We start from the raw sequence: 18,900 nt of genomic DNA on the forward strand, positions 1-18,900 counted from the left end.
GGGGTGCATTTCTATGACGGATTCATGGGTCAATTCCGCGGAGGTCCTGGGCAGCGATCTGCCGCTGGAGCTCTCCGGCACGGGTAATCGCCGGGCCCTTCTGATGGACGCGCTCCGTGATGCCGTGCGCGGCGGGCGGCTCGCCCCGGGCACCCGGCTGCCGCCCTACCGCTCGCTCGCCGCCGACCTGGGCCTGGCCCGCAACACCGTCGCCGACGCGTACGCGGAGCTCGTCGCGGAAGGGTGGCTGGCGGCCCGGCAGGGGTCGGGGACGCGGGTCGCCGAGCGGGCCGTCCCGGTGACCCCGGTGCATCGGCCGCGTACCCCCGAGCGCCCGGCGCGCCCGGTCCATGACCTGGTCCAGGGGCAGCCGGACCCCTCGGTCTTCCCGCGCACCGCCTGGCTGGCCTCGGCGCGGCGGGCGCTCGCCGCCGCACCCGACGACGCGTTCGGGCCCGGTGATCCGCACGGGCGGCCCGAGCTGCGGCGGGCCCTGGCCGGCTATCTGGCCCGGGTGCGCGGGGTACGGACCGCGCCGGAGCGGATCGTGCTGTGCTCGGGGGCCGCGCACGGGCTGCGGCTGCTCGCGGAGGTGGTCGGCGGTCCGTGGGCGGCGGAGGAGTACGGGCTGCCCTTCCACCGCGAGCTGCTCGCCTCCCACGGGGTCGGCACCCGGCCGCTCGGCGTGGACGCGGACGGTGCCCGGGACGACGGGCTCACTCGCCGCGACCGTGCCGTACTCCTCACGCCCGCCCACCAGTTCCCCACCGGCGGACCGCTGCACCCCGCGCGGCGGGCGGCCGTCGTCGACTGGGCCCGGGCCACCGGCGGGCTCGTCGTCGAGGACGACTACGACGGGGAGTTCCGCTACGACCGGCAGCCCGTGGGCGCCGTCCAGGGGCTCGATCCCGAGCATGTGGTGTTGGTGGGGTCCGTGAGCAAAAGCCTCTCCCCTGCGCTCCGGATCGGGTGGATGGTGTTGCCCCAGCGGCTCGTCGCCCCCGTCGTCGCGGCCAAGGGCGAGCGGGAGCAGTTCTCCAGCGCCACCGAGCAGCTCACCCTCGCGGACTTCGTCGAGTCGGGCGCGTACGACCGGCAGGTGCGGCGGATGCGGCAGCGCCACCGTCGCCGCCGGGACCAGTTGGTGGCCGCCCTGCACGCGCGGGCCCCGCACGTCCGGGTCACCGGGATCGCGGCCGGGCTGCATGCCGTGGTGGAGCTGCCGCCCGGCACCGAGCGGTCGGCGGTCCGGGCGGCGGCCTGGCAGGGGCTCGCGGTGGAGGGTCTCGCCGACTATCTGCACCCGGGGGCGGACCACCGACACCCCCGGGACGGGCTCGTCGTCGGGTACGCCACACCCGCCGAGTCCGCCTATCCGGAGGCGCTGGAGGCCCTGTGCCGCTCCCTGCCGCCGGTCAGCCCGCCGCCTGCTCCTCCGCCGCCGCCAGCAGCTCCGTGAGGTGCAGGCCGAAGCGGGCGTCGCAGGCGTGCGGCACCCCCGTGCGTACCGCTTCGGCCAAGGCGTCCACCGCGCCCCGGAACGCGGTCTCCGCGCCGGCCCAGCCGGGGATCGACGCCGTGCCCCGCTCGCCCCGGAACTCGATCTCGACGCCCGCCGCGCCGGGCGGGGCGCTCAGCCCGAGCGTCACCGTGCTGGACGCGCCGGAGGTGTGGCGCAGAATCAGGTGCGTGGTGTCGGCCGGCCCCGGGGCGGCGGTCAGGCGCTCGACGTCGCCCAGGACCGGGATCAGCACGGAGAGCGCGTGCGGGCCGACGTCCCACAGGCCGCCCTTCTCGCGCCGCCACGGGGAGTCCGCGTACTCGCTGCTCGAACCCTCGGCGTAGAGCGAGCCGAGCCACTGGGCGCGGGCCGTGAACCAGCCGTCCACCGCCGCCTGTTCGGCGATCCACGCGGAGGTCTCGGGCGCGAAGCGCAGCGTGCAGAAGACCACCGAGGCCACGCCCGCCTTCTCCGCCGCCTCGGCCACCGCACGGGCCCCCGCCACCGTCGTGGCGACCGGCTTGTCCATCAGGAGGTGGCAGCCCGCCTCCGCCGCCCGGACCGCGAGCGGGGCCTGGACGTCCGGCGGCAGCGCGAAGGCCACCGCGTCGCTCGCCTCCAGGAGCGCGTCGATGCCCTCCTCGCCGGTGTACGCGTGCGTCCCGTGGGCGGCGGCGAGGGCGTCCGCCGCCTCGGCGCGGCGGCCCCACACCCCGCTCAGCTCGACGCCGGGGTGGGCGGCGAGCGCGGGGGCCTGGGTGTTGCGGGCCCAGGGGCCGGTGCCGAGGAGGCCGATGCGCAGAGGGGTGGTGCCTGCAGTCGTCATGCGTGCCAGTGTGCCGGGTGCGGCGGGCGGTCGGGCAGGGGGCCGGGGCGTTCACCCGCCCGCTCGCCCGCCCGCCGGGGCAGGCGCCCGGCCAGGATGCCCGGCCCCGCACGCCGCCACGCCCCGGAAGGCACCCGGACCCCGAATGCGGTGGCGCGAAGCGGCCTTGCCCCGTTACGTTTCCGGGGCCGGCCGCGGGACTCCGGCGCGACTCCCGAGACTTGCCTGTGAAGCGATGATTTCGTTGTTCGCGCCTCCATTCCCCGGCCGGCACTCCAGCCTCCCGGGGGACGACCATGAACACGCCCGAAAGCCGCGCCGACCGCGCCACCGACCTCGTCGCCGCCGAGGACGTCCTGCTCTTCGTGAACGCGGCGATCACCGCGACCGGGCAGCGCGAGTTCCGTTCGGGCGCCGCCGACCAGCAGCTGTCCCTGGACTTCCTGCACACCTATGTACGGGTCAACTACCGCCGGGTGTACGCGGCTTCGCTGGCCCTGGACATCAACCACCACAACGCGGCGCTCATCGTGCGCCGACTGCTGGAGACGACGGGCGAGGCGAGCCCCGAGGAGCGGCGTACCGAGGGCCGGCTCATCGCCGCCCGGCTGGCACTGCTGCCGCCGCCGCGCGTCTACCGGCTCTTCGGCGAGCTGCGGCGGGCCGGAGTCAACAACCGGCGGACCCGCGCGATCATGCGGGACTGGCTGGCGGCCCGGCCGGATCTGGGCCATGACGCCGTGAAGTACCGGGCCGGGCTGAAGACCGCCGCCCGGCACATCCATCTGCCCTGCCCGGAGGGGGCCGCCCCGCTCTCCGAGGTCGGGGCGTTCCTGTTCCGGCCGGGGCGGCTGCCCCGCTACGAGCACGGGTTGCTCGACGCCTGGCGGCGCGCCCACTACGAGCAGGGGGCGGTGGCCGAGCTGCCGTTCACCGTCGCGGAGGGGTTCGCCGCCCGACACGGGATGAAGCGCGAGGTGTTCCTGAAGCGCGCCGCGCCCCGGATGACCCGGCTGGAGCGGCTGCGTACCCAGGAGCAGCGAGTGGTGGGTGAGCGGCGGCCGGACGTCGATCTGACCGTGATGCCGCTGACCCGGCTCGCGCTGTACGTGCTGTCGCTCGGCTTCGAGCAGCGTGCCGAGCGGCGCGCCGAGCTGACCGGCGCCCTGCGCGCGGCGGCCCGCCGGGCGGCGGGCGGGCACGCGGGGAGCTGGGGGCGGGTGCACGCGGTGCTGGACGACAGCTTCTCCTCGTCCGGGTCGGGGCAGAAGCGGCGGCGGCCGCTCGCCGTGGCGCTGGCCTGCCACCATCTGCTGGAGGCGCTCGCCGCGCCCGGCGCGTACCGGGGGCTGTGGACCTCGGGGGCGCGGGATGCTCTGCTCGTACGGCCGTGGGGGCCGTCCCCGCTGGGGATGCGGGTGCTGGACGCGCTGGAGCCGGGTCCTGGCGGGGCGGCCCCGGACCGGCTGGTGATCGTCTCGGACGGCTGGGACAACGCCCCGGCGGGGCTGGCCGGCGAGGTGCTGCGGGTGTGGCGGCACCGGCTGGATCCGGCGCGGCGGACGGCCGTGGTGCACGTCAACCCCGTATACGACGCCGAGGGTTTCGATGTGCGGCGGCTGGCGGCGGGGGTGGCGACGGCCGGGATCCGGGACGCGGAGGATCTGCCCGCCCTGGTGGAGATCGCCCGGTTCGCGGAGGGGCGTACGGGGCCGGCGGAGCTGTACGCCTATCTGGACCGGCGGGTGGCCCGGTTCACCGGAGGGGGAGACGGACAAGGCGAAGGGGTGGTCGTGTGAACCGGCTGGAGCTGAGCGGGCTCACCGCCCGGCCCTCGCAGGTGTGGGGCGGCGTCCGGCTCGTCCCGCTGGTCCGGGCGGAGCCGGTGGCGGGGCTGCGGCTGCACCGTGAGGTGTACGAGGGCCTGGGCGTGGGGATCGTCGAGCTCGGGCAGCGGGAGCGCTATGTCTCGTACATCCCGCACGGGCTGGTCGCCGACTGGTCGGGCGAGGACGGCCAGCACCCGGAGGCGGGTCGGCAGTCGGCCGCGTACGGCACCCAGTTCGGTGGCGGCGACGTGCCCCGGGCCATCCCCCTGCCGCCGCTGCCGCATCACCGGATGGCCAAGCGGCGGCCCGGCGACCGGTTGCGGTTCCTGCCGCTGCATCTGGCGCTGGAGGGCTATCTCGCGCTGCACTTCGGCGGTCCGTCGACCGCCTGGGAGGAGTGGTCCCGCACGGCCCTGCGCGACGGGCTCTCGCCGCGCGCCGAGGACGCGTACCTCGGGCGGTCGGTGCGCGGGCTCGCGGACGCGCTGCGGATCTTCGAGATCCATCCGGGCCAGTGCGGGGTGATGGTGTACGTCTCCGACACGCTCGCCGCCGCCTTCGTCGTCCCGCACCCGGACGACTACCGCCTTCTGCACGCCTCGCTGGTGGAGGACCTCTACGGGGAGCTGGTGCACCAGTACGCGCTGTACGGGGCGCCGGTGGCGCAGACTCCGGTGCGGATCGGGGGCGCGGAGCACATCCGCGACCTCGGTGAGCTGCGGGCGGCCGCGCGGGCTCAGGAGCGGGTCTGGGAGGAGGCGCACGACACCGTGTTCGCGCGGGAGCTGCTGGACTCCTCGTACGCGTTCGACCAGGTGTACCGGATGAAGTCCTTCACCCTGTGGCGCTTCCTGCCGCCGTTCGTCCGGGACACGGGCGGGCAGCACATCGGGGAGACGATCACCGATCACCGGGGGCGGGTCGCCTACCTCAAGACGTTCCGGCTCTCCGACGCGCAGATCCGCCGCGGCCATCTGCTGCGGACCGTGGCCGGGGCCGACTGGCGGCTGGACGCGGCGGCCGCCGTGCTGGGGTCGAGCCGGGAGGAGCTGGTGCGCCGGCTGCGGGCGGCCGGGTTCTCGGCGCTGCTCAAGGGCAACGTGTGAGCGTCGGCCTCTGCCTGCGGGCGGGGGCGGGGTGACGGGCGACGGGCGATGGGTGACGGGCGACGAGCGACGGGTGACGGGGCCGGACAAAACGCCCCGTTCAGCACGGGCAAAACACAGGAAACCTCGGTAACACGGGGTTCACATGAGGGCAACGGACGGGAAATCGCGTCTTGCCAAGCTGCGCTGCATAGACCGCTGCACCCGCAAAGGATGGCGTCCGTGACGTTCAAGGCTGAGTACATCTGGATAGACGGCACCGAGCCGACCGCCAAGCTTCGCTCCAAGACGAAGATCATGGACGGGACGCCGTCGGGTGACGTGGCGGATCTGCCCATCTGGGGGTTCGACGGCTCCAGCACCAACCAGGCCGAGGGCCACGCGTCCGACCGGGTACTGAAGCCCGTCTTCACCTGTCCGGACCCGATCCGCGGCGGCGACGACGTCCTCGTGCTGTGCGAGGTCTTCAACATCGATATGACGCCGCACGAGTCCAACACCCGTGCCGCGCTGCGCCCGGTCGCCGAGCAGTTCGCGGGCCAGGCCCCGATCTTCGGCATCGAGCAGGAGTACACCTTCTTCGACGGCCACCGGCCGCTCGGCTTCCCCGAGGGCGGTTTCCCGGCCGCGCAGGGCGGCTACTACTGCGGGGTCGGCGCGGACGAGATCTTCGGCCGCGAGATCGTGGAGAAGCACCTCGACAACTGCCTGGCGGCGGGGCTCGGGATCTCCGGCATCAACGCCGAGGTCATGCCCGGCCAGTGGGAGTTCCAGGTCGGCCCGCTCTCCCCGCTGGAGGTCTCCGACCAGCTGTGGGTGGCCCGTTGGCTGCTCTACCGCACCGCCGAGGACTTCGACGTCTCCGCCACCCTGGACCCGAAGCCGGTCAAGGGCGACTGGAACGGCGCGGGCGCGCACACCAACTTCTCCACCAAGGCGATGCGCGAGGGCTACGACGCGATCATCACCGCGTGCGAGTCGCTGGGTGAGGGTTCCAAGCCGCTGGACCACGTGAAGAACTACGGCGCGGGCATCGACGACCGGCTCACCGGTCTGCACGAGACCGCCCCGTGGAACGAGTACAGCTACGGCGTCTCCAACCGCGGCGCCTCGGTCCGTATCCCGTGGCAGGTCGAGCAGGACCGGAAGGGTTACATCGAGGACCGTCGTCCGAACGCCAACGTCGACCCGTACGTCGTCACGCGGCTGATCGTCGACACCTGCTGCACCGCGCTGGAGAAGGCCGACCAGGTCTGATCCCGCCGCCGGTCACGTACCGGACACGCGAAGAGGGGCCCGCCGGTTCGCCGGTGGGCCCCTCTTTCGTGGGCCGCGGCGGCCGGACGTGAGGAACGTAACGCAAAGGGTCCGTATCGACGGGTGAGAGGAGTCTGATGCACAGCCGCAATGTCTGCTTCAATGGAGCACATGGCCAGCTACCAGCACATCGCGTCGGGTCGCAGCGACCTCGAACCGTTCTGGCCTTCCCGTCAGCACCATGATTTCGACCGGGTGTGTTGCCGCGCGTGGAACGCGCAGGCCCACTAAAGCCGCTCACCCCGGCCTTCGGTCCGCGCGCACGACGCAAGTCCGTCCCTGACGACTCCTCGCGCGAAAGAGCTGACCCCTCATGGCGAACACTCGTACTTTCTCCGCCGCGTCCGCCGCCACCGCGGCGTCCCCGGCGCCCGCTGCGGCCCACCCCACCGCCCGCTCCCTCCCCGCCCACCCGAACCGGCACCGGCTGCGCGCGGTCGACCGCGACGAGGTCGCGGCCCCGGCCGACGTGGCGGGCTTCCTCCCGCCCGGGGCCACCTGGCTGCCGGCTCCGCCGCACACCCTGCCCGCGCTGCCGGGCCAGCCGCCGATGATCGGTTACCTGGTGCTCGTGCCGGCCGATCAGCAGCCCGCGCTCGCGGGGGCGGTCGCCGCCTCCCAGCACCGGGCGGGCGGCTCGCCGTTCCCCCAGCAGCCGGCGCCCGACCCGGCCGCCGACGAGAAGGCGCCCGCCGGTCCGGTCCGGATCGACGCCACCCGGCGTACGGCCTCGGTCGACGGCGTCGCCCTCGACCTCACGTACCTGGAGTTCGAGCTGCTGGCCCATCTGGTGGCGCACCCGCACCGGGTGCACACCCGTGACCAGCTGGTGACGACGGTCTGGGGCTACGGGCATGTGGGCGACGGGCGCACCGTCGACGTCCATGTCGCCCGGCTGCGCCGCAAGCTCGGTGCGGAGTACCGCCGTTCGATCCAGACGGTCCGCCGGGTCGGGTACAAGTACACGCCCTGACGGCCCGGTCGCACCGCACAGTACGTCCGGCGGCCCCGGACCACGGTTCCTCCTCACCGTGGTCCGGGGCCGCCCCGTGTTCCCCGTCGTGGCTCTCGTACCGGCGCGTCCTCAGACCCGTACGGTGTCGCGCACCGGCTCGGCCGGCTCGTCGTGCTCCAGGCTCGGCAGCCGTGAAAGGCCGCGCGGGGTACGCCAGTTGCGTTCGCCCAGGAGCAGCATCACGGAGGGCAGCAGCACCATCCGTACGACGGTGGCGTCCAGCAGCACCGCGACGGCGAGGCCCACGCCCATCTGCTGCATGTCCTGCATGGACAGGGTGCCGAACACCGCGAACACCGCCACCATGATGGCCGCCGCTCCGGTGACCGCCCCGGCCGTGCGGCGGATGCCGGTCTCGATCGCGGCCCGGTTGTCCAGGCCACCGCCGCGTGCCTCGCGGATCCGGGAGACGACGAAGACGTGGTAGTCCATGGACAGGCCGAACAGGACGACGAGGACGAACAGCGGCATCCACGCCTCGATCGCGCCGACCCCCTCCGAACCGATGAGCGAAGCGCCCCAGCCGTGCTGGAAGACGGCGGTCATCACGCCGTAGGAGGCGGCCACGGAGAGCAGGTTGAGGACGATGGACGTCACGGCGATGACGTAGCTGCGGAAGCAGAAGAGCATCAGCAGGAAGGTGACCGCCGTGATGAAGGCGAAGACCGGGACGATGCCGCGGCGGAGCTGGTCGTTGAAGTCGACGGAACCCGCTGTCTCGCCGGTGACCTGAGGCTTCGCTCCCGTGCCGTCGAAGGCGGCGGGCAGGGTCTTCTCGCGGAGTTCGGTGAGGTCGGCGGTGCCGCCGGGCAGAGGGATCTCGATCTCGGCGACGTTCTTGTCCCGGTGGACGGTGACGTCCTCGAAGCCGTCGAGGGCCTTGGCGACCTTCGGGGCGGTGATGTCGGGCGCGGTGACCACGACGAGGGCGGGGGCGGGGCCGCCGGGGAAGCTGTCGGTGATGCGGGTGTGGGCGATGGAGAGCTGGGAGTCGGAGCCGAACTGCTTCTCCAGGCCGAGGGATTCGGTCTTCATGCCGAGGGCGGGCGCGGCGAGGGCGAGCAGCAGGACGACGGCGGCGACGGCGAAGGCGCGGGGCCGGGCGAGTACGGGACCGAGCACCCGGCCGACGATGCGGCCGCTGCCGGCCTGGCCGTGCTTGGCGCGGCGGTTCAGCAGCGGGACGCGGCCCGCGTCGATGCGGTCGCCGAGCCAGGAGAGCAGGGCGGGCAGGACGGTGACCGAGCCGAGCATGGCGATGAACACGACGATGATCGTGGCGAGGGCGAAGCCCTTGAACAGCAGGAGCCCGGAGAGGAACATGCCGCCCATCGCGACCATCACGGTGAGGCCGGAGACGAGGACGGCCCGGCCGCTGGTGGCGGCGGCGATGCGCAGGGCGGTCTCGGCGTCGCGTCCGGCGGCGCGTTCGTCGCGTTCGCGGCGCAGGTAGAAGAGGCAGTAGTCGACGCCGACGGCGAAGCCCATCAGGAACATCACCGAGTAGGTGGTCTGGAACAGGTGCAGCTGGTGGCTGGCGATCGAGAGGAGACCGAAGGCGGCCATGCACGCGGTGAGCGCGAGGCCGACCGGGAGCAGGGCGGCGACGACCGCGCCGAAGGCGACGAGGAGGATGCCGAGGGCCAGGGGCACGGCGGTGAACTCGGCCTTCTTGAAGTCCTCGGCCAGCAGGTCGCCCAGCCACTTGCCCGCGCTGGCCTCGCCGAACTGGTGGATCTCGATGTCCGCGTGGTCCTCGCCGACGGCGGCGACCGCGTCCAGGACGGGCTGAACGCGGTCGGACGAGGTGGCGGCCTCGCCCTTCATCTCGAAGGTGATCAGCGCGTCCTTGCCGTTCTTCGAGACGACGGGCGGGGCGATGTTCTGCGTCTCGCCGGTCTTGCGTACGGCGTCGGCGAGGGCGTCGGCGGCCGGCTTCCACTCTCCGGCGGCGGGGGCGGAGACCATGACGAGTTCGCCCGCGGACTTGTCGAGTCCGGCGTCGAGGAGGATCTGTTCGGCGCGGGCGGATTCGCCCGCGCCGTTCTCCGCGTTGGTCATCTCGACCATGCCGGTGGCCCCGCCGATGCCCGTGGCGAGCACGACGAAGAGCAGCCAGCCGAGAACGGCCGTCTTGCGGTGGTGGGTGCTCCACACGCCGATGCGTGCGGCGAGGTTGCGCCTCATGTGGTCTCTCCCCCAGAGGTAGGCGTCGCGTCGGTGGATCGGGACGCTTCGAATCTAGGAATCCGGCGCGGTCCGCCCCAGCCGTCGAAGCCCCCGGTCGCGGAGGTGTAGGGGGCGGATACGGGGGTGGTGCCAGGTACACCCCCTCCGGGTGGCGGACCGGCTGACGCGGCGGGTCCTGCCCGGGTGAGACTGGCTGCGGACCGGGAACAGCCCGGGTCCGTGAGGGGAGAGGGACCACGATGAAGGTGTTCTCGGGACGGCTGCGGCCGTCGATGGTGGCGGCGGGGCGGGGGCTGTTCCTGGCGGTCGCCGGTCTGGCGGGTTCCATCACCCTGTTCGTCCTCGCGGTGGTCTCGATCTCCTTCATCCTGCTGGGCATCGGGGTGTTCACCACCCCGGTGGTGCTGGAGGCGGTCCGCAAGCACGCCAACCAGCGGCGGCTGTGGGCGGTGACCTGGTCGGACGTCCGGATTCCGGTGCCGTACCGGCCGTTCCCGAAGGATCTGCGGACGGGCGTCACCGGTCAGGTGGAGCGCACCTCTCTGATGCTGAAGGACCCGGCGACCTGGCGGGACCTGCAGTGGCTGCTGGTCGACATGACGGCCGGCACGGTGGTGGCGTTCCTGGCGGCGGGCCTGATGATCTACCCGGTCGAGGGGCTCGTCCTGGCGGCGGGCCTGTGGCACGTGTTCCGCGACGACCCGTACTGGTACGGGTTCGTGCCGGTGGACAGCCAGCTGACCGGGCTCGCCGCGCTGGCGCTGGGGATCGTGCTGTTCCATGTCGGGCTGTGGGCGAGCAGGCCGCTGCTGCGGCTGCACTTCGTGCTGGCCCGCACGCTGCTGGCGCCCACTCAGGACCAGGAGTTGGAGCAGCGCGTGCAGCGGCTGACCGACACCCGGCACGAGGCCGTGGACACGGCCGCATCCGAGCTGCGCCGTATCGAGCGGGATCTGCACGACGGGGCGCAGGCCCGGCTGGTCGCGATGGGCATGAATCTGGGCACGATCGAGGCGCTGATCGAGAAGGACCCGGCACAGGCGAAGAAGATGCTGGCGATGGCCCGCGAGTCGTCGGCGGAGGCGCTGACCGAACTGCGCGACCTGGTCCGGGGCATCCATCCGCCGGTGCTCGCGGAGCGGGGTCTCGGCGACGCGGTCAAGGCGCTGGCCCTGCGGCTGCCGGTCACCTCGGAGGTGACGGTGGAGCTGCCGGGGCGGGCGGAGGCCCCGGTGGAGTCGGCGGCGTACTTCGCGGTCAGCGAGGCCCTGACGAACACGGTGAAGCACGCGGAGGCGACACGGATCTACGTGGACGTGCACCACGCGGAGGGCATGCTGCGGATCTCCGTGACGGACGACGGCAAGGGCGGTGCGGTGGTCGGATCGGGCTCGGGGCTGAGCGGAATCGAACGGCGACTGGGTACATTCGACGGCGTACTGGCCGTCAGCAGCCCCGCGGGCGGTCCCACCATGGTGACCATGGAGATTCCTTGCGAGTTGTCCTAGCCGAAGATCTCTTCCTGTTGCGCGACGGCCTGGTGCGCATGCTGGAGGCGTACGACTTCGAGATCGCCGCGGCTGTGGAGACCGGGCCCGAACTGACCAAGGCCCTCGCCGAGTTGGAGCCGGACGTCGCCGTCGTCGACGTCCGGCTCCCGCCGTCCCACACGGATGAGGGCCTGCAGTGCGCCTTGGCCGCCCGCCGGGCCCGGCCGGGGCTTCCGGTGCTGGTGCTCTCGCAGCACGTGGAGCAGCTGTACGCACGGGAGTTGCTGGCGGACGGCAACGGCGGCATCGGCTATCTGCTGAAGGACCGGGTCTTCGACGCGGACCAGTTCATCGACGCGGTACGGCGGGTGGCGGCGGGTGGCACGGCGATGGACCCGCAGGTCATCTCCCAACTGCTGTCGCGCCGTTCGCAGGACAAGCCGATGGGCGGCCTCACCCCGCGCGAGCGGGAGGTGATGGAGCTGGTGGCCCAGGGCCGCTCGAACGCGGCCATCGCCGCGCAGCTGGTGATCACGGAGCGGGCGGTGGCCAAGCACACGTCGAACATCTTCGGAAAGCTCGACCTGCCGCCGTCGGACGACGACAACCGCCGGGTGCTGGCGGTGCTGGCGTATCTGGACCACGGCTGATCCGAGCCGCCTCCGCCCGGCGACCGGGCGTCGTGGGGCCCGGACCCGCGCTCAGTCCGTGAACCAGCCCGCCGCGTCCAGCCGGAACGCGCCGCCGGGGGCCATCGTGCGCAGGTCCTGCTCCAGGGCGGCCAGCCGGTCCTCGCCGAGCGTCCGGGCCCACTCCGCTCGCAGCCGGTCGAAGCCCTCGGCGGACCGGGTCAGCAGGTCGACGCCGTGCGGGGTGAGGCGGATCAGGGTGCGCCGGCCGTCGGCGGGGTCCGGGGCGCGCTCCACGTAACCGAGCGTCGCCAGCTTCTCGACGGTCTTCCCGGCGGCCTGCTTGGAGACCCCGAGCCGCCGCCCGATCTCGCCGATGGCCGCGCCGTCGCGGCCCACCGCCTGGAGGGCGAAGCCGTACGCGGGCCGGGTTCCGGGGTGTCCGTGCTCGGCCAGGTCCTGGTGCAGGGCGTCGATAATCGAGCGGAAGCCGGCGAAGAGCAGCAGTGGCAGTTCAAAGCCATTGCGAGACTCGACAACCTGGTTTACCTTTTTTTCGTCAACCATGTTGTCGATCCTAGCGCCGTGAAAGGTTCGCCATGCCCTTTCCCGATCTCACCCCCGAGACCGCCCCGCCGGCATCACGACGCGCCATGGAGGCGGTGACGGAGCGACTGGGCTACCGGCCCGCCGCCATCGCCCGGCTCGCCGCCTCGCCGCACACGCTGGACGGCTTCCTCAAGATCAGCGCGATCTTCGAGGCCTGCACCCTGGACCCGCTCTCCCGCGAAGTCCTGATCATGACGATGGCCACCCGCAACGACTGCCACCTCTGCGTCGCGATGCACACCGCGAAACTCACCGCCCTGGACGCCGACCCGGCACTGATCGCCGCCCTGCGCGACCGTGACCGTGACCGTTCCGGGGCCCCGTTGCCGGACGAACGACTGGACGCCGTACGGCGGTTCACGCTGGAGGTGCTCGCCTCGGCGGGGGCGGTGGACGACGCGGCCCTGCGGGACTTCCTGGCGTACGGATACACCGAACAGAACGCCCTCGAAGTGGTCCTGGGCATCGGCGCGTACACCCTGTCGACCCTCGCCAACCGGCTCACGGCGGCCCCGGTGGATGCCCCATTGGCCGCCTTCGCCTGAGAGTCGGTGGTTCGGGCCGCTTTCCGGCTGGAGCTTCGCACGAATCGGCCGGAGGGCTGAACGGGTCGCAGGGCTCGCGCGTATGGGACGTCACGCTTCTCCCTCGAAGCAGAGGAGTCCCATGCGACGCACATCGCGCAAGAAACGTTCCACACTGGCCAACCGGGCCATTGCCGCCTCCGCAGCCCTGATCCTGGGGGGAGGTGGGCTGGTCGCGGTCAATGTCTACGCCTCCGCGGGAGAAGGACCGTCCGGTTCTCCGCCCACCCGGACGCAGAACGCCGCCGGCCGGCAGATGTCCACCATCGACTGCCCCGAAGCCGTGAACGGGCTGCCCGAGGTTCCGGACCAGGCACGCGGGGAGGTCGACCGCGAACTCGCGGCGATGGATACCCAGATCACCGATGCCTACCGGCAGTTCGCGGACCGGAAGGAGCAGATAGCCCAGGATCCCGGGCTGGCGGAGAACGCCGTGCTGGGCCCGTTGCGCAGCAAGCGGACCGCGAGCCTCGACCGCATCGGCATTGCGATCGGACGGGTGGGCGAGCGGCCGGCGGGGCTGGAGAGCCTCGCCGGATGCAGCCTGCGCGCCGACGACAACCGCCCGGGCAACGGCGACGGCGGTGACGGCGGCGGTGACAACGGTGGCGGTGATGGCGGTCAGGACGACGGCCAAGGGCGGGACCAGGGCCAGAATCAAGGTCAGGGCCAGAACGGAGGACAGGGGCAGGACGGAGGACAGGGGCAGGACGGTGGCCAGGACCCGGGCGGCCAGGATCCCGGCCAAGGGGAAGACCCCGGGCAGGGCCAGGGCGGCAACGGTCCCGTGGCCGCCGATTTCGTCGATATCCAGTCCGTCCAGCCCAATGCCGACCGGCCCCGCCAGCGCCGCGGCGCGTCCCGGGGCACCTTCACCACCGACTGCGGCCGTAATGAGAACGGGAAGTTCAACCCGGACAACGTCATCGTCGCGCCCGGCGTGAGCAACGGCGCGCACCATATGCACGATTACATCGGCAATCAGGCCAACGACGCCTTCGCCAGCGACGACGATCTGGCGGACGGCGCGACCACCTGCCGCAACCAGGGCGACCGGTCGACCTACTACTGGCCCGTCCTGCGGCTGCAGAACGGGCAGGACGAGAACGACGTGGACGCCGACGGCGGCGGCCGGGACCAGAACGTCGGCGAGATCCAGACGCCGTCCGAGGTGACGCTGAAGTTCGTCGGCTCGCCCGTCGGCAGGGTCACCGCGATGCCGCGCTTCCTGCGGATCATCACCGGGGACGCGAAGGCGTTCACCAACGGCGACGCCAATGCCAACGCCTCGTGGAGCTGCACCGGATTCGAGGACCGCCAGCTGACGGACAAGTACCCGATCTGCCCCGAGGGCAGTCAGGTGGTGCGGACGTTCGCCTTCCAGAACTGCTGGGACGGGCAGAACACCGACAGCGCCAACCATCGCACCCATGTGGCGTTCGCCCAGGAGAACGGGCGGTGCCCGAACGGGTTCCGGGCGGTGCCGCAGTTGGTGCAGCGCATCGTCTACGACGTTCCGCCGGGGCCCGGCTTCGCCGTGGACTCGTTCCCCGAGCAGCTGCACAAGCCCATCACCGATCACGGCGACTTCATCAACGTCTTCGACGACCGGCTGATGAAGAAGATGGTGCGGTGCATCAACGACGGCCGCCGCTGCCGCTGACGCGGCGCGTGCGGCCCCCGTGAACCTGCGCGGTCAGCTCTTGTGGTGACCGGAGTGCCCGTCCTCGCTCCCCCCTCCGCCACTTTCCCCCGAGTGGTGAGGCGAGGCGGTCTCCACCGTCCCCCCGAGCCGGCCGCGCAGCGCCGCGACCACGTCCGGTTCGCCGACGGCCACCCACCGCCGTCCGACGAGGTACGAGCCGCCGTAGTCCTTGGCCTCGTTGATCCACTCCCGCTGCCCGCGGTCGGTGGCGAAGGTGGTGAGGACGTAACGCCCTTCGTCCGTCCTGCAGTTGGCCTGCCGGAGCTCGGCCGCGTCGGTCTGCACGTTCGGGTCACAGCCGGCCTTCTCCGCCAGCTGCTCCAGCGTGCCCGTCGCGGCCGGCTTCGGCGTGGGCCGCTGCTGCCCCCTGCCGTCGTCGGCCGATTCCGTACTGCACCCGGCCAGGAGCAGAACTCCCGCCAGGACCACCGCAGTTGCCCCGCCGCGCCGTGCGCCTCGCAATTCCGGTTCTGTCGCCATCGGGCCATCCTGCACCCGAATCCGGGCTCAGGGATGGGCTACGGCAAGACTCACCAGATAGGCCTCCTCGACCTCGCCGTCCGGGAACAGAGCGGTCAGCAGGGCCCGTTCGCGGTCGAAGAAGTCGCGGACCGCCACCGGGTCGCCGATGAGGAAGTCGGAGTGGGTGGCCATGTTGGCGATATGCGCGTCCAGCGGTACGCGACGGCTCCAGGTCACCTGCCGGGTCCGGAAGTCGAGCCCGTCGGGCAGCACGGCACGGTAGCGGGCCCGCATGCCGGGGACCGCCGGGATGTCCACCCCGAAGAAGACCCGCATCCGGTTCTCCTGCTCGACCAGCCACTCCACCGACGGGTCGCCGTCGTTCCACCACAGGGCGAGCGCCCCGCCCGGCCGCAGCACCCGGCGGGCCTCGGGTATCGAGCGGGCGCGGTCGGTCCAGTGCCAGGCCTGGGCGTACGTGATCAGGTCCATCGACCCGGTCCGCAGCGGCAGGCTGTTCCCGTCGCCCCGGACCAGGGGCACGTCCGGCAGGCTCCGGCGGAACTGCTCGGCCATCCCGTCGCCCGGCTCCACCGCGGTGACCCGGGCCCCGCGCTCGTACAGCCGGGCCGTGCCCAGTCCGGTGCCCGCGCCGACGTCCGCGACCCGGGCTCCGTCGAGGGGCACACCGGCCAGCTCCTCGATCGCGTCGAACAGGGCGGGCGGGTAGCTGGGGCGGTGCGCGTCGTAGGCGGCGGCGATGGCGTCGAAGGACCGGGCCTGCACAGGTTTCGTCATACGGGCAATGATCGCGCGGGGCCTCGCGGAACGACACGGAAATCCGTGCACGCCTCTGGTCCCCCCGCATACCCGTCAGTACATTGACACCATGTCTAACACGCAGCCAGCGGCGGTCGCGTCGGAGCGGACGCCCCTCAAGGCCCGCAAGGTGTCCTTCGCCTGGGAGAAGACGCCCCTGCACTGGGTGCCGGGCGACCCGTTCACCACGCACACCATCAATGTGCTCCACCTGCTGCTCCCGGCCGGGGAACGCTGGTTCATCCACGTCTACCGGCAGATACTCCCGTACATCCATGACGACCAACTCCGCGAGGACGTCATCGGGTTCATCGGGCAGGAGGCCGTGCACTCGCAGGCCCATGACGATGTGCTGCCGCATCTGCGGGAGTTGGGCCTCGACCCGACCCCGTACACCGCGCAGGTCGACTGGTTCTTCGAGAAGCTGCTCGGGGACCGGACCCTGCCGCCGGGGCGGGCGTCGAAGTGGTGGCTGATGGAGCGGGTGGCGACGATCGCGGCGATCGAGCACTACACCGCGTTCCTCGGCGACTGGATCCTCAACGCCGAGGCGCTGGACCGCCGGGGCGCGGACCCGACCATGCTGGACCTGCTGCGCTGGCACGGGGCGGAGGAGGTCGAGCACCGGTCGGTGGCCTTCGACGTCTTCATGCATGTGGACGGCGGCTACCGGCGGCGGGTGCGCACCTGGGCGGCGGCCTTCTCCGCGCTGGTGTTCCTCTGGCAGCGCGGCACCCGGTTCTTCATGGAGAACGACCCCACGCTGCTGGACGGCAAGGCCAGCTTCAAGGCGTTCCACGCGAGCGGCAAGCAGGGCACGCTGCCCAGCACGGGCGCGATCCTGCGGTCCGTCCCCAGCTATCTCAGCCGGTCCTACCACCCTTCGCAGGAGGGCAGTACGGCCCAGGCCGTGGACTATCTGACCCGCTCCCCCGCCGCCCTCGCCGCCGAGGCCGCCACCACCGGAGGGTCCTGAACCATGGCGCTGCCCCGTCTGCGTACCGTCGTGCTGGTCTCCGGCGTCGCCCTGCTCACCCGGCGAGCCCTGAAACGCCGGATCGCCCGGTCACCGCTGTGGCCGCTGCCCGCGCTGCCCGAGCCGATATCGGGCCACTCCGAGCGGCGGGCGACGGCGGTCCGCCGGCTGCTGATCACCGGGCGGACCGTGGTCGCCGACGGAGTCGTCCAACTCCGGCTGGAGGGCTCCGGGTTGCCGCCCTGGGAGCCGGGGGCCCATCTGGATCTGGTGCTGCCGTCCGGTCTGGTGCGGCAGTACTCGCTGTGCGGCGACCCGGCGGACACCGGTGCGTACACGGTGGCGACCCGGCTGGTGGCGGACGGCCGGGGCGGTTCGCGGGAGGTGCACGAGCAGCTCCAGGAGGGCCTGGAGGTGGAGGTGCGCGGGCCGCGCAACCGTTTCCCGCTGGCCGAAGCTCCGGGTTACGTCTTCGTCGTCGGCGGCATCGGGATCACTCCGGTCCTGCCGATGCTGCGGTCGCTGGCCGCGTCGGGGGCCGAGTGGCGGCTGCTGTACGGGGGCCGGTCGCGGGCGTCGATGCCGTTCCTGGAGGAGGTCGAGAAGCTCGGCGCGGACGGGGGCCGGGTCACGGTCGTCGCCCAGGACGAGGCCGGGCACCCGGACGTGGCGGGGGCGCTGGCGGACCTGGCCCCGGGCACCGCGGTCTATTGCTGCGGGCCCGAGCCGTTGATGGAGGCCGTCGCCGCCGCGCTCCCCGAGGGGCACCCGCTGCACCTGGAGCGGTTCTCGGCCGCTACGGGACCCGGTGCGAGCTCCGAGGCGTTCGAGGTGGAGTTGCGGCGCACCGGGCGCACGGTGCCGGTCGCGGCCGGGCAGTCGGTGCTGGCGGCCGTCCGCGCGGAGCTGCCCCATGTCGCGTACTCCTGCGAGCAGGGGTTCTGCGGAACCTGCCAACAGCGGGTGCTGGAGGGCGAGATCGACCACCGGGACGAGCTGCTGACCGAGGACGAGCGGGGCGACTCGATGCTGATCTGCGTCTCGCGCTGCCGGGGCGGGCGTCTCGTCCTGGACCTCTAGGCTCTGTGCGACCGCGTCCCGGATAGGCTGTTCGCATGACGACCGGGGTGCGGCGCAGGATGGGCGTCGACGAGCGCAGACAGCAACTGATCGGCGTCGCGCTGGACTTGTTCAGCCGCCGCTCGCCCGAGGATGTGTCGATCGACGAGATCGCCGCCGCCGCGGGGATCTCCCGTCCGCTGGTGTACCACTACTTCCCCGGGAAGCAGAGCCTGTACGAGGCGGCGCTGCGGCGGGCCGCCGACGAGCTGGCGGCCCGCTTCCTGGAGCCCCTGGAAGGGCCGCTGGGCGCGCGGCTGCTGCGGGTGATGGGGCGGTTCTTCGACTTCGTGGACGAGCACGGCCCCGGCTTCTCGGCGCTGATGCGGGGCGGGCCCGCGGTCGGCTCCTCGACGGCGAACGCCATGATCGACGGGGTGCGGCAGGCCGCGTACGAGCAGATCATCACGCACCTCGGGGTGAGCGAACCACCCGCCCGGCTCGAGCTGGTGGTCCGCTCCTGGGTGTCGCTCGCCGAGTCGACGGCGCTGATCTGGCTGGACGGGCGGCGCATTCCGCGCGAGGAGCTGGAGATGCAGCTGGTGCACGACTTCGCGGCGCTGGCCGCCGTCAGCGCCGCGTACGACCAGGAGATGGCGGGCATCGTGCTGCGGGTGCTGTCCCAGGAACCGGTGGACGGCCCGTTCGGTGAACTGCTGTCCCGGCTCTCCGCGTTCGCCCCGGATGTGCCCGCCGTCCCGGCGCAGCGTCTGCCGCGCTGAC

17 protein-coding genes are annotated in these 18,900 nt (G+C 72.4%); 12 read left to right on the top strand and 5 right to left on the bottom strand.

The features are described 5' to 3' along the window. Positions 1 to 13: 13 nt before the first annotated feature. Entirely contained in the window at positions 14 to 1,459 is a 1,446-nt protein-coding gene (locus G3I54_RS19860) for a PLP-dependent aminotransferase family protein (RefSeq protein WP_164616207.1), read from the top strand. Here G3I54_RS19860 and G3I54_RS19865 read toward each other — a convergent pair. Beyond that, the gene (locus G3I54_RS19865) at positions 1,416 to 2,327 is read right to left on the bottom strand and encodes a Gfo/Idh/MocA family oxidoreductase (RefSeq protein ID WP_164616208.1); all 912 of its coding nucleotides are present in this window, start codon (positions 2,325 to 2,327) and stop codon (positions 1,416 to 1,418) included. The two genes, G3I54_RS19860 and G3I54_RS19865, sit on opposite strands and share 44 nt — an antisense overlap. A 296-nt stretch (positions 2,328 to 2,623) precedes the next feature. Between G3I54_RS19865 and G3I54_RS19870 the strand changes: the two genes are divergently transcribed. The 4 genes from G3I54_RS19870 to G3I54_RS19885 all read left to right on the top strand — a co-directional run bounded on the left by G3I54_RS19870 (position 2,624) and on the right by G3I54_RS19885 (position 7,552). Beyond that, positions 2,624 to 4,126, top strand: a complete 1,503-nt coding sequence (locus tag G3I54_RS19870; RefSeq protein WP_164616209.1) for a hypothetical protein — start codon at positions 2,624 to 2,626, stop codon at positions 4,124 to 4,126. Further along, positions 4,123 to 5,262 (top strand): hypothetical protein, encoded by a 1,140-nt coding sequence (locus tag G3I54_RS19875; protein ID WP_164616210.1) that lies wholly within the window; start codon positions 4,123 to 4,125, stop codon positions 5,260 to 5,262. Before G3I54_RS19870 ends, G3I54_RS19875 begins: the two co-directional genes overlap by 4 nt. A gap of 222 nt (positions 5,263 to 5,484) precedes the next feature. Beyond that, positions 5,485 to 6,519: a glutamine synthetase gene (gene glnII, locus G3I54_RS19880; protein WP_164616211.1), complete on the top strand. Its 1,035-nt coding sequence runs from the start codon at positions 5,485 to 5,487 to the stop codon at positions 6,517 to 6,519. 373 nt (positions 6,520 to 6,892) lie between these two features. Next, a complete protein-coding gene (locus tag G3I54_RS19885) occupies positions 6,893 to 7,552 on the top strand; it encodes a winged helix-turn-helix domain-containing protein (protein ID WP_164616212.1) in 660 nt (219 codons plus the stop codon). Between the two features lie 111 nt (positions 7,553 to 7,663). Here G3I54_RS19885 and G3I54_RS19890 read toward each other — a convergent pair whose 3' ends face one another. Continuing rightward, a complete protein-coding gene (locus tag G3I54_RS19890) occupies positions 7,664 to 9,781 on the bottom strand; it encodes an MMPL family transporter (protein WP_203686766.1) in 2,118 nt (705 codons plus the stop codon). A gap of 242 nt (positions 9,782 to 10,023) precedes the next feature. Between G3I54_RS19890 and G3I54_RS19895 the strand changes: the two genes are divergently transcribed. Together G3I54_RS19895 and G3I54_RS19900 are read left to right on the top strand one after the other, a co-directional pair. Continuing rightward, on the top strand, positions 10,024 to 11,292 hold the full coding sequence (locus G3I54_RS19895; protein ID WP_164616213.1) for a sensor domain-containing protein: 1,269 nt from the start codon (positions 10,024 to 10,026) through the stop codon (positions 11,290 to 11,292). After that, on the top strand, positions 11,277 to 11,924 hold the full coding sequence (locus G3I54_RS19900) for a response regulator transcription factor (protein ID WP_030806149.1): 648 nt from the start codon (positions 11,277 to 11,279) through the stop codon (positions 11,922 to 11,924). Before G3I54_RS19895 ends, G3I54_RS19900 begins: the two co-directional genes overlap by 16 nt. Before the next feature lie 51 nt (positions 11,925 to 11,975). Here G3I54_RS19900 and G3I54_RS40005 read toward each other — a convergent pair whose 3' ends face one another. Then, positions 11,976 to 12,470 carry a MarR family winged helix-turn-helix transcriptional regulator gene (locus tag G3I54_RS40005; RefSeq protein ID WP_164616214.1) on the bottom strand — a complete coding sequence of 165 codons (495 nt, stop codon included), beginning with the start codon at positions 12,468 to 12,470 and terminating at the stop codon, positions 11,976 to 11,978. Between the two features lie 32 nt (positions 12,471 to 12,502). Here G3I54_RS40005 and G3I54_RS19910 point away from each other — a divergent pair, with 32 nt between their 5' ends. Continuing rightward, positions 12,503 to 13,057 (top strand): carboxymuconolactone decarboxylase family protein, encoded by a 555-nt coding sequence (locus tag G3I54_RS19910; RefSeq protein ID WP_164616215.1) that lies wholly within the window; start codon positions 12,503 to 12,505, stop codon positions 13,055 to 13,057. Between the two features lie 121 nt (positions 13,058 to 13,178). Next, entirely contained in the window at positions 13,179 to 14,759 is a 1,581-nt protein-coding gene (locus G3I54_RS19915) for a DUF1996 domain-containing protein (RefSeq protein WP_164616216.1), read from the top strand. A 33-nt stretch (positions 14,760 to 14,792) separates the two neighbouring features. On the opposite strand, the gene G3I54_RS19920 is transcribed toward G3I54_RS19915, so the two are convergent. Both G3I54_RS19920 and G3I54_RS19925 read right to left on the bottom strand, forming a co-directional pair. Continuing rightward, positions 14,793 to 15,281, bottom strand: a complete 489-nt coding sequence (locus G3I54_RS19920) for a hypothetical protein (RefSeq protein ID WP_164616217.1) — start codon at positions 15,279 to 15,281, stop codon at positions 14,793 to 14,795. A gap of 27 nt (positions 15,282 to 15,308) precedes the next feature. After that, positions 15,309 to 16,061, bottom strand: a complete 753-nt coding sequence (locus G3I54_RS19925) for a class I SAM-dependent methyltransferase (RefSeq protein ID WP_164616218.1) — start codon at positions 16,059 to 16,061, stop codon at positions 15,309 to 15,311. 91 nt (positions 16,062 to 16,152) lie between these two features. Here G3I54_RS19925 and G3I54_RS19930 point away from each other — a divergent pair, with 91 nt between their 5' ends. The 3 genes from G3I54_RS19930 to G3I54_RS19940 are packed head-to-tail and all read left to right on the top strand — an operon-like array spanning position 16,153 to position 18,899. Beyond that, positions 16,153 to 17,058, top strand: coding sequence for a metal-dependent hydrolase (locus G3I54_RS19930; RefSeq protein ID WP_098026377.1), 906 nt, complete (start codon positions 16,153 to 16,155; stop codon positions 17,056 to 17,058). Between the two features lie 3 nt (positions 17,059 to 17,061). Next, on the top strand, positions 17,062 to 18,138 hold the full coding sequence (locus G3I54_RS19935; RefSeq protein WP_164616219.1) for a PDR/VanB family oxidoreductase: 1,077 nt from the start codon (positions 17,062 to 17,064) through the stop codon (positions 18,136 to 18,138). A 35-nt stretch (positions 18,139 to 18,173) separates the two neighbouring features. Beyond that, complete coding sequence (locus G3I54_RS19940) at positions 18,174 to 18,899, top strand: TetR/AcrR family transcriptional regulator (protein ID WP_164616221.1); 726 nt, start codon at positions 18,174 to 18,176, stop codon at positions 18,897 to 18,899. Position 18,900: the final 1 nt, after the last annotated feature.

The organism is Streptomyces sp. SID14515 (assembly GCF_010548505.1).
Lineage (GTDB): Bacteria > Actinomycetota > Actinomycetes > Streptomycetales > Streptomycetaceae > Streptomyces > Streptomyces caviscabies.

Bases quoted from the DNA above. Each gene is read 5' to 3' on its own strand.
- G3I54_RS19860 (WP_164616207.1), top strand. From the start codon at position 14: ATGACGGATTCATGGGTCAATTCCGCGGAGGTCCTGGGCAGCGATCTG.
- G3I54_RS19865 (WP_164616208.1), bottom strand. From the start codon at position 2,327: ATGACGACTGCAGGCACCACCCCTCTGCGCATCGGCCTCCTCGGCACC.
- G3I54_RS19870 (WP_164616209.1), top strand. From the start codon at position 2,624: ATGAACACGCCCGAAAGCCGCGCCGACCGCGCCACCGACCTCGTCGCC.
- G3I54_RS19885 (WP_164616212.1), top strand. From the start codon at position 6,893: ATGGCGAACACTCGTACTTTCTCCGCCGCGTCCGCCGCCACCGCGGCG.
- G3I54_RS19890 (WP_203686766.1), bottom strand. From the start codon at position 9,781: ATGAGGCGCAACCTCGCCGCACGCATCGGCGTGTGGAGCACCCACCAC.
- G3I54_RS19895 (WP_164616213.1), top strand. From the start codon at position 10,024: ATGAAGGTGTTCTCGGGACGGCTGCGGCCGTCGATGGTGGCGGCGGGG.
- G3I54_RS40005 (WP_164616214.1), bottom strand. From the start codon at position 12,470: ATGGTTGACGAAAAAAAGGTAAACCAGGTTGTCGAGTCTCGCAATGGC.
- G3I54_RS19910 (WP_164616215.1), top strand. From the start codon at position 12,503: ATGCCCTTTCCCGATCTCACCCCCGAGACCGCCCCGCCGGCATCACGA.
- G3I54_RS19915 (WP_164616216.1), top strand. From the start codon at position 13,179: ATGCGACGCACATCGCGCAAGAAACGTTCCACACTGGCCAACCGGGCC.
- G3I54_RS19920 (WP_164616217.1), bottom strand. From the start codon at position 15,281: ATGGCGACAGAACCGGAATTGCGAGGCGCACGGCGCGGCGGGGCAACT.
- G3I54_RS19925 (WP_164616218.1), bottom strand. From the start codon at position 16,061: ATGACGAAACCTGTGCAGGCCCGGTCCTTCGACGCCATCGCCGCCGCC.
- G3I54_RS19930 (WP_098026377.1), top strand. From the start codon at position 16,153: ATGTCTAACACGCAGCCAGCGGCGGTCGCGTCGGAGCGGACGCCCCTC.
- G3I54_RS19935 (WP_164616219.1), top strand. From the start codon at position 17,062: ATGGCGCTGCCCCGTCTGCGTACCGTCGTGCTGGTCTCCGGCGTCGCC.
- G3I54_RS19940 (WP_164616221.1), top strand. From the start codon at position 18,174: ATGACGACCGGGGTGCGGCGCAGGATGGGCGTCGACGAGCGCAGACAG.